The organism is Streptomyces sp. NPDC031121, assembly GCF_055570615.1.
In genome coordinates this window covers 37,975-51,852 of record NZ_JBVIGV010000008.1, presented here as the reverse complement: position 1 = coordinate 51,852, position 13,878 = coordinate 37,975, and the positions used below count along the sequence as shown (strand labels likewise).

The window sequence follows — 13,878 nt, the reverse complement described above, 5'->3', positions numbered from 1 at the left end:
GTGCCCTGCCATGGCTGGTGCCCTGTGCCCCCACGCTACCGGCACGGGACCCCTCATCCACCCCAACGGGCCGGACACCCTCCGGGTGCCCGGCCCCGCCGCGGTCAGCTCTCGACGCTCTCCTCGGCGGCCTTCTTCGCCGGGGTCTTGCGCGTGGTCGTCCGGCGGGCGGCGGCCTTGTCGTCGAGGGACGGCTCCGGCTCGACCGCGACCGCGATGTCGACGATCTCGTCCGAGACCTCACCGCGCCAGTCGCGGACGGCCTGCTCGCCGCGCTCGGCGACCCGGTCGTAGGTCTCCTTGGCCTTCACCGCGTACTCGGCGGCCACGCCGACCCCGCGCATGGCGAGGTCCTGGGCGGTCTCGCCGATCTTCTTGGCGTCGATCGTGCCGAGCACCTCGGCGACCTTGGCGGTCACCACCTCCTGCGCCTCGCGGGCCTTCTGCTGCACGATCTTCGGGTCGGTGTTCTTCACCGCCTCGAAGCGGACGGGCGCCTCGGCGCGCAGCTGCTCGATGAGGCCGGGCACCTTCCTGGCCTGCTCCAGCGCGATGTCGGCGGTGCCGGCGGCGAAGTAGAGGGGGGTCGGGTCGGCGAGGGTCTTCTTCAGGTCATCGGCGATGGCCATGTGGCTGGTCCTCCCGGATCACAGTTCAGTTCGTTGGGTGCTTCGCGCCGTCGGCGGAACCCGCGGGGTCCGCGGGCTCCGCGTCGCCCGCGGTGCCCGGCGCCTGCGCGGCGGCCGGACCGGCCTCCTGCGCGTTCTCCTTGCGGAACGACTCGTAGATCTGGAGCAGCACCTGCTTCTGCCGCTCGCTGATGGACGGGTCGGCGAGTATGGCGGCCCGCGTCTCCACCTCGTCCCGGTCCCGCTCGTCCAGGATCCCGGCCTGCACGTACAGCGTCTCCGCGGAGATGCGCAGCGCCTTGGCCAGCTGCTGGAGGATGTCCGCGCTCGGCTTGCGCAGACCGCGCTCGATCTGGCTCAGGTACGGATTCGACACGCCGGCGGCGTCGGCCAGCTGCCGCAGCGACAGCTGCGCGTGCCGCCGCTGCTCGCGGAGGTACTCGCCGAGGTTGCCGACGTTGAGCGATGCCATGCGGCGATCCTGCCGCACCTTGCTAACTTTTGCAAGCAACCGCTTGCTGCATCTCCCACCCGGGGGACCCGCGTGTAGCCGACCGCCTTGGCCGTGAGCCGCCTCGACCGGGCTGCGGGGCCCGGCCGACACTTGCCCTGGCGGGTTCCCGGGCAGAAAGGCGGGCAATCGTGGGCGAGGCGCATCCGCTCCTGGCGTTCTTCACGGACGCCGCCGACGGGCGCTTTCCGCCGGCCGACGGGCTGGTGACGGTGGTGCCGCCCCTGGCCGGAGGGCTCGAGTGCTCGGTCGCCTTCACCGGACACGCCGTCATCGCCACCGCCCTGGCCCGACAGGACGTGCACGACCGGGGACCGGACGGCTTCGGCGAGTCGCTCGCGCCGGACTTCCTGCGGCACCTGGCCGGCCCGAAGGGCTGGATCGGCGTCACCGACGCGACACTCGCCGCGCGCGGCACGGGCGGGCCGCCGCGGCTGGCGGAGACGGCCGGCGCGGACGGCCATCCGCGCGTCCGCCACGCCCGCGAGGTGCGGGCGAACGTCCGGGTGTACGGCGACGGACGCGGCCTCGTCACCCTGGCCGACGGCCTCGCCGGGCGGCGGGAGCTGAGCATCGAACTCCACGACGCCGAGGCCGGCAGCCGGGGACACGGCCGGTCGCTCATCGCCGACGCCCTGTCCCTGGTGCCGGAGGGCGACCCGGTCTTCGCCGCCGTCGCCCCCGGCAACGCCCGCTCCCTGCGGGCCTTCCTGGCCTGCGGCTTCACCCCCGTCGGCAGCGAGGTCCTGCTGCGCCCCGAGCGGGGGTAGCGGGAGCCGTACCCCGCACCCGCGTACGCCGTCGCGGCGGGGGTCCCCTTCCATCGGCTGATCCTCCGCGCCGAGGGGCCCGAGCGGGGCCCCGCCGACACCCACTTTTTTGTGGGTACTGGGCAACCGGCCCCCGCCGCGCGAGTCTTGAGGCACGGGGTCGGCGGCCGGCGGATCGGAAGGGAGGCGGCGGGTTACCCGGCCGACTGCTCCCCCGCGAGCCGCTCCAGCCTGCGGTGCCCCCAGTCGGACACCGGGCCGAGCGCGTCGGAGAGTTCGCGGCCGAAGGCGGTCAGCGAGTACTCGGTCTTCGGCGGCAGCACGTCGTGCACCTCCCGGTGCACGAGCCCGTCCGCCTCCATCTCGCGCAGCGCCTGCGTCAGCACCTTCTCGCTGAGGCCCGGCAGCCGCCGGCGCAGTTCCCCGGGCCGGCACGGGCCCGACTCCAGCAGCCACAGCAGGGCCGTCTTCCACTTGCCGTCGATCACGGCGATCGCGGCGGTCACTCCGCACACCTCCGTGTCCCGGGCACGACCGCGCGTCATGCGCCCCCCATTCCATCCCTGAACCAACGAACGGGAGCCACACCATGTCCACGTCCACGCAGCACACCGCCCGGCGCCCCTCCGACCAGTCTGCCGTGACGGTGCTCGGACTGGGGCCGATGGGCCGCGCCCTCGCCGGTGCGTTCCTCGACGCGGGCGTGCGCACCACCGTCTGGAACCGGACGCCGGGCAGGGATGCGGAGTTGACCGCCCGCGGGGCGGTCGGCGCCCCCTCCCCCGAGGAGGCCGCCGCCAAGAGCGGTCTCGTCGTCGTCTGCGTCGTGAACCAGGACGCCGCCGACGGGATCCTGCGGCGCGAGGCGGTCGCGGCCGCGCTGCGGGGCCGGACGGTCGTGAACCTGACCGCCGACACCCCGCAGCGGGCGCGGGCCGCCGCCGAGTGGGCCGCCGCTCACGGCGTCCGCTACCTCGACGGCGCGATCATGACGCCGGCCGCGACGATCGGCACCCCTGACGCGGTGTTCCTGCACGCCGGCCCGGAGGAGCTGTACCGGGAGCACCGGCCCGTGCTGGCCGCGCTCGGCGGGACCCACACCCACCTCGGCGAGGACATCGGCCGGGCGGCGGCGTACGACATCGCGCTCCTCGACGTCTTCTGGACGGCGATGGCCGGCTACGCGCACGCCCTGGCCGTGGCCGGGGCCGAGGGCATCACCGGCCGGGAGCTGGCCCCCTTCGCGCAGGGCATCGCCGCGATCCTCCCGCCGATCTTCGCCCAGGTGGCCGAGGAGGCGGACTCCGGCGGCTACTCCGGCAAGGACAACCCCATCACCTCGGCGGCCTCCTCCATGGCGCACATCGTCGAGGCGTCCGAGGCGCACGGCATCGACGCCGCGGTGATGCGCGCGGCCGAGGGCTGGGCGCGCCGCGTCATCGGCCTGGGCCACGGCAAGGACGGGTTCGTCCGGATCGCGGAACTGCTGGGCCGCCGCTGAGACCCGGCCGGCGGCGGGCGCCGTCACGGAGTGCGGGTGGCGATGACCACCGTCGCCCAGAACTCCTCCGACTCGACCGTCCGGACGGCGAGGCCCGCCGCCTCCAGGGCCGCGGCCGTGCGCGGCGCCTGCCGTCCGCTCGTCTCGATCAGCAGCCGCCCGCCCGGCGCCAGCCAGGGCGGGGCGCCCGCCGCGATGCGCCGGTGGACGTCCAGCCCGTCCGGGCCGCCGTCCAGCGACACCGGCGGCTCGTGGTCGCGGGCCTCGGACGGCAGCAGCGCGATCTCGTCCGTCGGCACGTACGGCGCGTTGGCGAGCAGGACGTCCACCCGGCCGCGCAGCGTCTCCGGCAGCGCCCCGTACAGGTCGCCCTCGTACACCCGCCCGCCGTACGGGGCGGTGTTGGCGCGCGCGTAGGCCAGCGCGCCCGGGTCGATGTCCGCCGCGTGCAGCTCGGTCCCGGCGCCCAGCCGGGCCGCGACCGCCGCGCCGAGGGCTCCCACGCCGCAGCACAGGTCGAGGACGACCGGCCGCGGGCGGCCGTCCGCCGCGGCGAGCGCGACGGCCTCCCGCACCAGGAACTCGGTGCGCCTGCGCGGGACGAACGCCCCCGCGCCGACCCGCATGCGCAGCCCGCAGAAGTCGGCCCAGCCGACGACGTGCTCCAGCGGCTCCCCGCCGGCCCGGCGGGCGACCAGCGCGGCCAGAAGCGCCTCCTCGCCGCCGGCGGCGGCCGTCAGCAGCGCGGCCTCCTCCTCCGCGAAGACGCAGCCGGCGGCGCGCAGGGCCGCGACCGTCGCCTCCGAGACCGCCGTCTCCGCTTCCGGTCCTTCCGCCACTTCCGCCACTCCCGCCCCGTCCCGCACGTCCCGCTCTCCCCGCATGCCCCACTCTCCCCGTACGCAGCCCCGCTCGCCGCCCCCGCCCCCGGGGCTCAGAACACGTCCGGGCACCACGGCCGGCGGGCCGTCCGGAACACCGCGTCCGCCAGGGCCAGCGCCCCCGGCCGCTCCTCGGCCACCCGGCCCAGCGCGCCGAGCCGCACCGCGGACTCGTCTCCCAGGTAGAGCGCGCCGAGCGCCGAGACGTCCAGGCTCAGGTCCGCCTGCTCCCGGGTGCGGGCGCAGTCACCGGCGCCCGCGTCCAGCCGGTACCGGCCGGCGGCCGGCCCGCCCGGGTCGCGGACCTCCAGCACGAGTGTCCCCGGCACCGCGTACGTCCGCGCACCGAGGGCCCGTACGACGTCCAGGATCCGCACCCACAGGAAGTCGGCGGAGGTCACCGGGCGCGCCGCGCGCGGGTCGGGCAGCAGGTGCGGCAGCAGGTCGTCGGGAGCGCGGTAGCCGGTGCGGACCTTCTGCACCCAGTCGATGGAGCACACGTAGTGCCACAGCGCCCGCTCGGCGGCCGGGGTCGCCGCGAGGAGGTCCCTCACCCGGACCGTGTTCATGGGCACCTTGGCGTCGGCCCAGACGTCGTCGGCGCTGTACGAGACGAGGCCGGCGACCTCCCCGTCAGCCGTGCGGTGGACGGCGTGGAAGCCGTGCCGGTACGGGCGGTGCGAGAGCTCCTCCAGGCCCGTCGCGAGGGCCCACCAGCGCTCGTCGCGGCTGACCATGCCGTGCCGCTCCCGGCGCAGCCGCTCGTGCAGGGCGGGGCCGACGCGCCGCACCTCGGCGGTGTCGACGAGGTCGATGCGGCCGCCGTCGCCGGGCCCCGACCGGCGGAGGTCGAGTCCGGCGCGCGGCACGTCGACCTCCCACTCGGTGATCGACGCGGCGGGCCCGTACCCGTAGCGGCCGTAGATCGGGTACTCGGCGGCGATCAGCGTCGAGACGGCGTCGCCGCGCTCGGCGGACGCTGCGGCGTCGGCGGCGACCATGCGGGTCAGCAGGCCCTGGCGGCGGTGCGTGGGCAGCACGGTGACGTTGCTGACGGCGCTGGAGACGACCGTGGCCCCTCCGGGGACGGTCAGCTCCTGCCGGAAGGAGCGCAAGGTGCCGACGCAGGCGCCGGTGTCGCGGTCGAAGGCGCCCAGGATGCGGGCCGGGTCGCTGTGCCGGGCGCGGTGCTCGGCGTCCGACTCCGTCACCGGTGAGGCCGTCAGGAAGCCGGTGTGGACCGTCTGCATCCACCGGGTCAGTTCCGAAGCGGCGATGGGCCGGACGTCAGCGCTCATGGGGCGCCACGCTAGTGCGCCGTACGCGCTCCCGTCGCCGCAATTTCCGCCGGTGGCCGGGCACGGCCCGCCGGCTCCCGCGGCGGCCGCGGGAGCCGGCGGGCCGCCCGGTCAGGCCAGCAGGTCGTCCACCTGCGCCTCGCCCTCCCGGTAGCGCCGGGTGATCTCGGCGCTGCAGTCGTCTGCCGTGCGCTGCAACTGCTGCCTGCGGCGGGAGACCTGCTGCTCGTAGCCGGTCAACCGGCGCATGGCCTCGTGGAGTTCGCCGTCCGTACGGGCCCCCAGGTCCGACAGTTCGACGTCGGACAGCATCTCCGCCGCCAGCACCCGGTACTCCTCCCCGCGCGGCGTGCCGAGCGTGACGTGCCGGGCGGAGGCACTGCGGCTGGACGGCGCGTCGGCGAGGATCTCCGAGAGCCGGTCCACCACCGGCGCCTCGGGCGGCACGGGGGCCTCCGGGTCGCTGCGCCGGGCCAGTTCGGCGCGGAGGATGTCGATCCGGCCCTGCAGGAGCCGGCGGACGTAGCTCAGGTCGGCCTCCTCGCGCTGGGCCTCGCGGCGCAGCGCGCGCAGCTCCGGCAGGCCGAGCGCGGTGGCGGGCGTGGTCGGCGCCTGCCCCGGCTCCTCCGCGCTGCGCTGCGCGGGCGGCCGTACCGGGCCGGCCGCCGGAGCGGCGGCGGCGCCGGCGGGTGGAGCGGATGATGCGGGTGATGCAGGTACGGAGGTACCAGAAGTATTCATGTGAACGTGTCCGTCCCCTCGACCGGTGCATGGGCTCGTCCCCGTTCCCGCGTGACGCGTGGGGCCGGGGGGAAGCACCGCCTGCGTGCATCGTGCCACTGTCCGTGGTGCGGGCGCAGTCCCGCGCCACCCGTTCGGCCCCGGCGGGGTGCGCGCCTGGTACACAGGTGGTATGCGAGCAGTGGTGCAGAGAGTGGACGGCGCGAGCGTCGTCGTGGCCGGTGAGACCGTGGGCGAGATCGTCGGCGAGGGGCTGTGCGTCCTGGTGGGCGTGACCCACGACGACACCCCCGAGAAGGCGGCGCAACTGGCGCGGAAGCTGTGGTCCGTGCGGATCCTGGAAGGCGAGAAGTCGTGCAGCGACATCTCCGCGCCCCTGCTGGTGGTCTCGCAGTTCACGCTGTACGGGGACGCCCGCAAGGGCCGCCGCCCCACGTGGAACGCGGCCGCGCCCGGCGATGTCGCGGAGCCCCTGGTCGACGAGGTCGTCGCGCAGCTGCGCGCGCTGGGGGCGACGGTGGCGACGGGCCGGTTCGGCGCGGACATGCGGGTCTCGCTGACGAACCACGGCCCGTTCACCATCGTCGTCGACGTCTGAGGCCGGGGCGTCGAGGGGCCTACGGCGCGACGACGACCTCCTGCGCGGCGGCCGTCGTCCCCGCCAGCAGCGGGGCGTCCACCGGGACGTTCCGCTTGACCAGCGCCAGGGCGATCGGGCCGAGCTCGTGGTGGCGGACCGCCGTCGTCACGAAGCCCAGCTGGCGGCCCTCCGCGCCGTCGGCGGCGAGCCTGACCGGCGCCCCGTGCGCCGGGAGGTGCACCTCGGAGCCGTCCAGGTGCAGGAAGACCAGGCGGCGCGGCGGCTTGCCCAGGTTGTGGACGCGGGCCACCGTCTCCTGCCCGCGGTAGCAGCCCTTCTGCAGGTGCACCGCGGTACCGATCCAGCCCAGCTCGTGCGGGATGGTGCGGTGGTCGGTCTCCAGGCCGAGCCGCGGCCGGTGCGCCTCGACGCGCAGCGCCTCGTACGCGAGCAGGCCGGCGGCGGGCCCGTGTTCGGCCGCGAAGGCCTCCAGCCCGCCGCGGGGCAGGAAGACGTCCCGGCCGTGCGCGGTCTCCCGTACGACGAGCTCCTTGTCGACCTCGGCGATGGACCCGGCGGGCAGGTGCACGACGGCGAAGTCGCCGCTCCGGTCGGCGACTTCGACCCGGTAGAAGAACTTCATCGACTCCAGGTATGCGATCAGCGCCTCCGCGGTGCCCGGTTCGACGTGCGCCCACACCGTCTCCCCGTCGTCGACGAGGTAGAGCGCGTGCTCGATGTGCCCGTTCGCGGAGAGGATCAGCGCCTCGGTGGCCTGGCCGGGCGGGAGTTCCGTGACGTGCTGGGTGATCAGCAGGTGCAGCCAGCTCAGCCGGTCCGGTCCGGTGACGGTGACGACCCCGCGGTGCGAGAGGTCGACGAAGCCTCGGCCGTCGGCGAGTGCGCGCTGTTCGCCGTACAGCTCTCCGTAGTGGGCGGCGACGCCCTCGTCGCGGCCTTCGGCCTGCACGGCGCCGGGGAGGTTCAGCAGGGGGCTGGTCGTCATGGGACCAAGCGTACGACCCCGTCAGGCGGGCTCGGCAGGGCGCTCGGCGGCGCACGCGCGACACAGCCCGAAGATCGCGAAGTGCTTCATGTCGGTGTCGAAGCCGAAGGCGCCGCGGAGCTTCTCCGTGAACTCGGCGGCGATGCCGACGTCCGCCTCGATCACGCCGGCGCACTCGCGGCACACCAGGTGGATGTGGTGGTGCCGGTCCGCGAGGTGGTAGGTGGGCGCCCCGTGCCCGAGGTGGGCGTGGGAGACGAGCTTCAGCTCCTCCAGCAGCTCCAGCGTCCGGTAGACGGTGGAGATGTTCACACCGGAGGCCGTCTTGCGGACGTGGGCGAGGATGTCGTCCGGCGTCGCGTGGCCGAGGGCGTCCACGGCTTCCAGCACGAGCTGGCGCTGCGGCGTCAGCCGGTATCCGCGCTGCCGCAGGTCGCTCTTCCAGTCGGTGCCGGAGGCACGGTCGGGGCTTTCGGGGCTCACCACGGGCCCAGTGTAAGCGCGGCGGGGACCGCGGGCGGGCTGCCCGCGGCCCCCGCCGGGACGCGCTGCGGTGGCGGCCGGCGCACGCGCCGGCGGCTGATCAGCGGAAGAAGGCGATGCCGTCGTCCGGCATGTCCGGGAGGTTGCGCGCCATCTCGGCGACCTCCTCCGGAGTGACGACCTTCTTGAGCTGGGCCGACATGTAGGGGCGCAGCTCGACGTCCGGGGTGGCCTTCTCGCCGACCCACATCAGGTCGCTCTTGACGTAGCCGTACAGGCGCTTGCCGCCGCTGTACGGGCCGGAGGCGGCGGTGCGGGCCACCGCGTCCGTGGCCAGGTCGATCTGCGGCTTCTGGTGGGCGAGCTCGCCGTACCAGACCTCGACGACGCCCTGGTCGCGCACCATGACGACCTCGATCTTGCGGTCCGCGTCGATGCGCCAGTAGCCGGACTCGGACTCCAGCGGGCGCACCTTGCGGCCCTCGGCGTCGAGGACCCAGGTGGACGAGGTGTACGCCAGGAAGTCCCGGCCGTCGTGGCTGAAGACGACCTCCTGGCCGAAGTTGCACTTCTCCTCACCGGGGAAGTCGAAGACGCCAGCGCCCTCCCAGGTGCCGAGGAGGAAGGCGAGGGGGACGAGGCCCGGGTTCAGGTCGGACGGGATCTGGATCATGAATGGCTGCTCAGGCGATCTGTGGGAGGGGGTTCCGGGTCCGGGGAGAGGCCGATCCGCGGATCAGCGCTGGCCCTGGTACAGCTTCTTCACGGCGAGGCCGGTGAAGGCGAGGACGCCGACGCAGACCAGGACGAGCAGGGAGGTGAAGAATGCCTCAAGCACGGGGGACTCCTCGGAGGTGTCGGTTGGCGGGTACGGGGCCGGTCCCCAAGCCTACTGTCCGGCCGCCCGCGCCACTCCCCCGAGGTGCCCCGCCCGCGCGGCCGGGGCGCCGCGGAGGCGCCCCGGGGCGCGGTCAGCCGAGGAGCTGGCTCTGCAGGACCACGGTCTGGTGGAACGGGACGGACGCCACCCCGCCCTTGCGCGACTGGAACACGGCGGCCTGCACGTCACCCGACTGGATGCAGCCGACCCGGACCTCCTCGTCCCCGACGGGCGCGGCCTCCGCGAACACGTCCACCGTGCCGTGCCCGCCCGGGCGGCCCTGGACGAGTTTCACCTTCTTCCAGTCGGAGTCGTCCTCGATCCGGTTCACCCCGTTGACGTTCATGGTGATGCCGCACCGGTCGCGGTCGTCGGCGAAGTCGGGGGCGGAGAAACGCAGCAGGTAGATGCGGGTGCGGCTGCCGTCGGGCATGGTCCAGGCGCGGCCGGCGATCTGCCGCAGGCCCTCGTCGGTGAACTCCTGCTTCATCTTCTGCCGGACGGTCGGCTCGAACTCCTCCAGGAAGGCGTCCTCGGAGACCTTCTGGTCCTGCTCCACCTTCAGGGCCGGATCGGGGGCGGACCCGGCGGGGGCGGGCAGGAGCAGCTCGAACAGGGCCGCGTAGTGGATGCCGCCGTTGTTGTCGGAGGAGAAGGGCTGCGGGGCACCGGGCGCCAGGGTGGGCTTGGCGAGCACCGGATAGTCCCAACGGCCGTCGCCGCGGGTCTCCAGGCCGGGCAGGTCGGTGCGGTCGGCCTGGGTGATCCCGTACGCGGTCCCGGTCCCGAAGGCGGCGAACGCGGCGGCCGCGGCCAGCCAGCGCAGCGCCGCGGCGCCCCGCCGGCCCGAGGGGGCGGCCGGTGCCGGGGCGGTGCCGGGAGCGGAGCCGCCGTCGGCCGGGGCCCCGGCCGGGGCCTCGGCGGCGGTCTCGGTGGTGCGGTGGTCGGTCACACGGACTCCCCGGGGGACTTCAGGTGGCTCAGCTGGTTCTTGAGGAAGGAGGCGGCGTCGGCCGGCGAGAAGGGCTTGGGGCCGAAGGCGCGGAAGGTGACCAGGACGTCGCCCTGGACGGCGACGCACTCCATCGAGTCGATCTTCTCCTTCTTGGCCTCGCCGATGGCCAGGAGCGCGCACCCGGCCTCGGGGTGGCCGTCCACGGCGGGGGCGGCGCGGCCGTCTCCGCCCAGCTCGTTGAGCTTCTTCGCCACCTCGGCGAGCTTGCCGACCGCCTGGGGGTCGGCCTGCATGAAGCGGACCTGGTAGACGGCGCCGCCGCCGTCCTTGGTGTAGCTGCGGCCGGCGAGGCCCTTGAGCTTCATGCCCTCCAGCGCCTCCTCGCGCCGCTTGCGCTGCGAGCCGGACTGCCCGCCGCGGGCGTCGCCGTAGGCCTGGACGGCCTTGTCGCCGGGGACGGAGAAGTCGTTGCCGTCCTTCCCGATGTCCGGGCCCAGGGAGAAGCCGGACGGGACCGGCAGCAGCTTGCCGGAGAGCTCCCCGGCGGGGACGGGTGCCGGGTCCTCCGGGGCCGCCGGCTTCGCGCCGTCGGGGACCCAGTAGCGGGTCTCGACGCTCCGGTCGGCCCCCTCCAGTGCGATCGACCCGGCGATCCCGCCGCCCGCGAGGACGGCGAGGGCGACCGCGCCGCCGGCGACCGCCGCGGCCTTGCGCCCGCGGCGGGGCGCGGGCGCGGGCGCGGGCTCCGGGGCGGGCGGGACTGCCGGGCTCGCGGGGGCGGCCGGGGCTGCGGAGGCGTCCGCGGCGGCGTCGGCGGTGTCGGTCTTCAGCGGCTCGGTCACAGTCGCTCCAGCTGTCGCTTGGCCAGGTCGACGACGTCGCCCTCGGCGATCCGGCCGCGGTTGTCGAAGTAGTCGATCTCCATGACGATGTCGCCGCGGCGGGCGACGGCGCGGGCCCCCCGCACCGGGTGGTAGCCCGGCTCCGTCTCGGCCCTGGAGTTCACCCACACGTGCGCGAGGTCGGCGGGCGCGCCGGGGACGGGCACGCCCGGGTTCCCGGCGTACTCCTTGGTCGGCATGACCGATGCCTGACTCTGCTGGTAGTCGTCCGCCCCCAGGCGGTCGCGGAACTGGATCAGGCGGATGTCGACGAAGACGCGGTCGTCCTGCACCCACCCGGTGGTGGCGATGCGCCGCACCCCGTCCTCGGCGAAGCCGCCCAGGGCCTTGTCCGGCTGCTCGAACAGGAGCGAGAAGACGTCGAGGGTCTCATAGCCCTTGCCGAGGACTTTCGCCCCGGCGGGAGCCTCGACCAGCAGCGCGGTCAGGTCGCCGTCCGTCTTGTGGCGGCGGTTGGCGTTGATGCCGTCGCGCGTCGTGGCGGCGTCGGGCGCGAGCGCCTTCGGGGTGACCAGCTTCTGCTGGGCGAGCGGCGGCAGCGGCGTCGGCGGGCGGTGGTACTGGACGGCGTAGCCGGCGGCGGTGCCTCCGAGGACCCCGAGCGCGGCTCCGCACGCGATCAGCAGGGCGGTGCGGCGGCCGCGGCGGGCCGGGCGGGCGGGCGGCGCCTCCGCCGGATTCCCCTCTTCCCGCGGCTCGGGAGAGGTCTGTGCGTGTTCCAAGGACGTGTTCCCCACGGTCTGTCGGCGGGTGGTCACCCGCGCACAGCCTTGACATGTACCCGAAGGGAACGGTTGTGCGGAAACGTATTACGTTGCGGTCACGCGGAAGGTCATTCGTCGTGGGGGCGGCGCTTGCCGTCGAGTTCGTCCCACCACTCGTCCGACTTGGGGTCGCCCGACGGGTCGTCCCACCAGCGGTCCTCGGGGCCGCGGCGGTTGGCGACCATCGCCGCGACCGGGGGGATCACCATCGCGACCACGCACAGGGCCACCGCGGCCTCGACCGACAGCAGCCGTACGAAGGACCAGGCCGAGACGAAGAGGAAGAGGCACACGCCCATGAGGACGAAGTAGATGCGGCGCCGGCGCGCGTACATGCCTCCAGCCTAGTGCTGCCCGGCCGGCCCGCCACGTCCGGACGGCGCGGAGGGCCGCACCCCGTTCCAGTGGCGTCCAACCCCCTGGGGTGCGGCCCTCCGGCCGGTTCACGGGCTCCCGTCGCGGGATCAGACCGCGATGGCCACGTCCGTCACGCCGCCGGCCTCGGCGACGACCACGGCGCGGTCCGCCTGGCCGCCGGGCACGAGGGCCCGCAGCGTCCACGAGCCGGTCGCCGCGTAGAAGCGGAACTGGCCGGTCGCGGAGGTCGGGACCTCCGCGGTGAACTCGCCGGTCGAGTCGAGGAGGCGGACGTAGCCGCTGACGGGCTCGCCGTCCTTGGTCACCTGGCCCTGGATGGCCGTCTCACCGGGCTTGAGGGTGGCGAGGTCGGGCCCGCCGATCTGTGCTCCGCACATGTTTCTCTGTCCTGTCCTGAGAGAAGTCGTTCTACCGGGCGTCGCGTGCCCTGATTACTTGCCTGCGCCCAGCTCGATCGGCACGCCGACGAGAGAGCCGTACTCGGTCCACGAGCCGTCGTAGTTCTTGACGTTCTCCTGGCCGAGCAGCTCGTGCAGCACGAACCAGGTGAGCGCGGAGCGCTCGCCGATGCGGCAGTAGGCGATGGTGTCCTTCGCCAGGTCGACCTGCTCGGTCTCGTAGAGGGCCTTGAGCTCGTCGTCGGACTTGAAGGTGCCGTCGTCGTTGGCGTTCTTCGACCACGGGATGTTGCGGGCGCTCGGCACGTGGCCGGGGCGCTGCGACTGCTCCTGCGGCAGGTGGGCCGGGGCGAGGAGCTTGCCGGAGAACTCGTCGGGCGAGCGGACGTCGACCAGGTTCAGGGTGTTGATGGCGGCCACGACGTCGTCGCGGAAGGCGCGGATCGAGGTGTCCTGCGGCTTGGCCTTGTACTCGGTGGCCGGGCGGTTCGGGACCTCGGAGCCGTCGACCAGGTCGCGGGAGTCGAGCTCCCACTTCTTGCGGCCGCCGTCGAGGAGGCGGACGTCCTGGTGGCCGTACAGCTTGAAGTACCAGTAGGCGTACGACGCGAACCAGTTGTTGTTGCCGCCGTAGAGGACGACGGTGTCGTCGTTGGAGATGCCCTTGGCGGAGAGCAGCTTCTCGAAGCCCTCCTGGTCGACGAAGTCGCGGCGGACCGGGTCCTGGAGGTCCTTCTTCCAGTCGATCCGGACGGCGCCGGCGATGTGGTTCTTGTCGTAGGCGGACGTGTCCTCGTCCACCTCCACGATGACGACGTTGGCGTCGTTCAGGTGGGCCTCGACCCAGTCGGCGTCGACGAGGACGTCGCTGCGGCTCATGGTTTCTCCTCCGGGGCAGTGTGCGGCGGGGCGGTGCGGGTGCTGCGGGCTGGCAGAGGTGCTGCGCTGCCGCGTGGGCGGTGGGGCAGGTGCTCGGGCGGCCGCTGGGCGCGGGGAGGCGTCAGCGGGCAGGCCGGGGCGGCTGCACTGCGGTCACGCGGGAAGTACGGTCGTCCGACGGGCGGAGCGGATGGCGCTCTCGGGTCACATGGATCGACAGAGCATGGCGGCGACGCGACACAGGTCTACTGCCCGTCGCTTCGTGAGGTCCGCCTGCTGATGCTTCATAGCCATGGATCGTAGGGAGGAACCGGCCGCCCTG

At 74.1% G+C, this 13,878-nt stretch carries 19 protein-coding genes; 3 read left to right on the top strand and 16 right to left on the bottom strand.

The features are described from left to right. Window positions 1-104 precede the first annotated feature (104 nt). A complete protein-coding gene (locus ACZ462_RS16255) occupies window positions 105-629 on the bottom strand; it encodes a hypothetical protein (RefSeq protein WP_467807823.1) in 525 nt (174 codons plus the stop codon). Between the two features lie 25 nt (window positions 630-654). Beyond that, on the bottom strand, window positions 655-1,101 hold the full coding sequence (locus tag ACZ462_RS16250) for a helix-turn-helix domain-containing protein (protein WP_467807825.1): 447 nt from the start codon (window positions 1,099-1,101) through the stop codon (window positions 655-657). Window positions 1,102-1,271: 170 nt separating this feature from the next. Here ACZ462_RS16250 and ACZ462_RS16245 point away from each other — a divergent pair, with 170 nt between their 5' ends. Continuing rightward, window positions 1,272-1,910 carry a hypothetical protein gene (locus ACZ462_RS16245; RefSeq protein ID WP_467807826.1) on the top strand — a complete coding sequence of 213 codons (639 nt, stop codon included), beginning with the start codon at window positions 1,272-1,274 and terminating at the stop codon, window positions 1,908-1,910. Between the two features lie 194 nt (window positions 1,911-2,104). On the opposite strand, the gene ACZ462_RS16240 is transcribed toward ACZ462_RS16245, so the two are convergent. Continuing rightward, on the bottom strand, window positions 2,105-2,455 hold the full coding sequence (locus ACZ462_RS16240; RefSeq protein WP_467807828.1) for a winged helix-turn-helix transcriptional regulator: 351 nt from the start codon (window positions 2,453-2,455) through the stop codon (window positions 2,105-2,107). A 44-nt stretch (window positions 2,456-2,499) separates the two neighbouring features. Between ACZ462_RS16240 and ACZ462_RS16235 the strand changes: the two genes are divergently transcribed. Further along, window positions 2,500-3,411 (top strand): NAD(P)-dependent oxidoreductase, encoded by a 912-nt coding sequence (locus tag ACZ462_RS16235; RefSeq protein WP_467807829.1) that lies wholly within the window; start codon window positions 2,500-2,502, stop codon window positions 3,409-3,411. 23 nt (window positions 3,412-3,434) lie between these two features. Here ACZ462_RS16235 and ACZ462_RS16230 read toward each other — a convergent pair whose 3' ends face one another. The 3 genes from ACZ462_RS16230 to ACZ462_RS16220 all read right to left on the bottom strand — a co-directional run bounded on the left by ACZ462_RS16230 (window position 3,435) and on the right by ACZ462_RS16220 (window position 6,331). Beyond that, window positions 3,435-4,295, bottom strand: coding sequence for a putative protein N(5)-glutamine methyltransferase (locus ACZ462_RS16230; protein WP_467807830.1), 861 nt, complete (start codon window positions 4,293-4,295; stop codon window positions 3,435-3,437). A 50-nt stretch (window positions 4,296-4,345) separates the two neighbouring features. Beyond that, window positions 4,346-5,590: a GNAT family N-acetyltransferase gene (locus tag ACZ462_RS16225; protein WP_467807832.1), complete on the bottom strand. Its 1,245-nt coding sequence runs from the start codon at window positions 5,588-5,590 to the stop codon at window positions 4,346-4,348. Window positions 5,591-5,701: 111 nt separating this feature from the next. Continuing rightward, entirely contained in the window at window positions 5,702-6,331 is a 630-nt protein-coding gene (locus tag ACZ462_RS16220) for an RsiG family protein (protein WP_467807834.1), read from the bottom strand. A 172-nt stretch (window positions 6,332-6,503) separates the two neighbouring features. On the opposite strand from ACZ462_RS16220, the gene dtd reads away from it, so the two are divergent. Next, window positions 6,504-6,929 carry a D-aminoacyl-tRNA deacylase gene (dtd, locus tag ACZ462_RS16215; protein WP_467807836.1) on the top strand — a complete coding sequence of 142 codons (426 nt, stop codon included), beginning with the start codon at window positions 6,504-6,506 and terminating at the stop codon, window positions 6,927-6,929. A 19-nt stretch (window positions 6,930-6,948) separates the two neighbouring features. Here dtd and ygfZ read toward each other — a convergent pair whose 3' ends face one another. The 10 genes from ygfZ to ACZ462_RS16165 form a co-directional block, all read right to left on the bottom strand. Beyond that, window positions 6,949-7,917 carry a CAF17-like 4Fe-4S cluster assembly/insertion protein YgfZ gene (gene ygfZ / locus ACZ462_RS16210; RefSeq protein ID WP_467807837.1) on the bottom strand — a complete coding sequence of 323 codons (969 nt, stop codon included), beginning with the start codon at window positions 7,915-7,917 and terminating at the stop codon, window positions 6,949-6,951. 21 nt (window positions 7,918-7,938) lie between these two features. Then, complete coding sequence (locus ACZ462_RS16205; protein WP_174250484.1) at window positions 7,939-8,403, bottom strand: Fur family transcriptional regulator; 465 nt, start codon at window positions 8,401-8,403, stop codon at window positions 7,939-7,941. Between the two features lie 97 nt (window positions 8,404-8,500). After that, on the bottom strand, window positions 8,501-9,073 hold the full coding sequence (locus ACZ462_RS16200; RefSeq protein ID WP_467807838.1) for a heme-binding beta-barrel domain-containing protein: 573 nt from the start codon (window positions 9,071-9,073) through the stop codon (window positions 8,501-8,503). 298 nt (window positions 9,074-9,371) lie between these two features. Beyond that, window positions 9,372-10,232: a hypothetical protein gene (locus ACZ462_RS16195; RefSeq protein ID WP_467807841.1), complete on the bottom strand. Its 861-nt coding sequence runs from the start codon at window positions 10,230-10,232 to the stop codon at window positions 9,372-9,374. Continuing rightward, the gene (locus ACZ462_RS16190) at window positions 10,229-11,077 is read right to left on the bottom strand and encodes a hypothetical protein (protein ID WP_467807842.1); all 849 of its coding nucleotides are present in this window, start codon (window positions 11,075-11,077) and stop codon (window positions 10,229-10,231) included. The genes ACZ462_RS16195 and ACZ462_RS16190 overlap by 4 nt, the downstream gene beginning before the upstream one ends. Then, window positions 11,074-11,859, bottom strand: a complete 786-nt coding sequence (locus tag ACZ462_RS16185; RefSeq protein WP_467807844.1) for a hypothetical protein — start codon at window positions 11,857-11,859, stop codon at window positions 11,074-11,076. The genes ACZ462_RS16190 and ACZ462_RS16185 overlap by 4 nt, the downstream gene beginning before the upstream one ends. Window positions 11,860-11,969: 110 nt before the next feature. After that, window positions 11,970-12,236: a DUF3099 domain-containing protein gene (locus tag ACZ462_RS16180; protein ID WP_467807845.1), complete on the bottom strand. Its 267-nt coding sequence runs from the start codon at window positions 12,234-12,236 to the stop codon at window positions 11,970-11,972. A 129-nt stretch (window positions 12,237-12,365) separates the two neighbouring features. Then, window positions 12,366-12,656: a DUF1416 domain-containing protein gene (locus tag ACZ462_RS16175; RefSeq protein ID WP_045950396.1), complete on the bottom strand. Its 291-nt coding sequence runs from the start codon at window positions 12,654-12,656 to the stop codon at window positions 12,366-12,368. Window positions 12,657-12,710: 54 nt separating this feature from the next. Then, window positions 12,711-13,556 carry a sulfurtransferase gene (locus tag ACZ462_RS16170; RefSeq protein ID WP_467807847.1) on the bottom strand — a complete coding sequence of 282 codons (846 nt, stop codon included), beginning with the start codon at window positions 13,554-13,556 and terminating at the stop codon, window positions 12,711-12,713. A 204-nt stretch (window positions 13,557-13,760) separates the two neighbouring features. Then, window positions 13,761-13,844 carry a putative leader peptide gene (locus ACZ462_RS16165; protein WP_350206375.1) on the bottom strand — a complete coding sequence of 28 codons (84 nt, stop codon included), beginning with the start codon at window positions 13,842-13,844 and terminating at the stop codon, window positions 13,761-13,763. Window positions 13,845-13,878 lie beyond the last annotated feature (34 nt).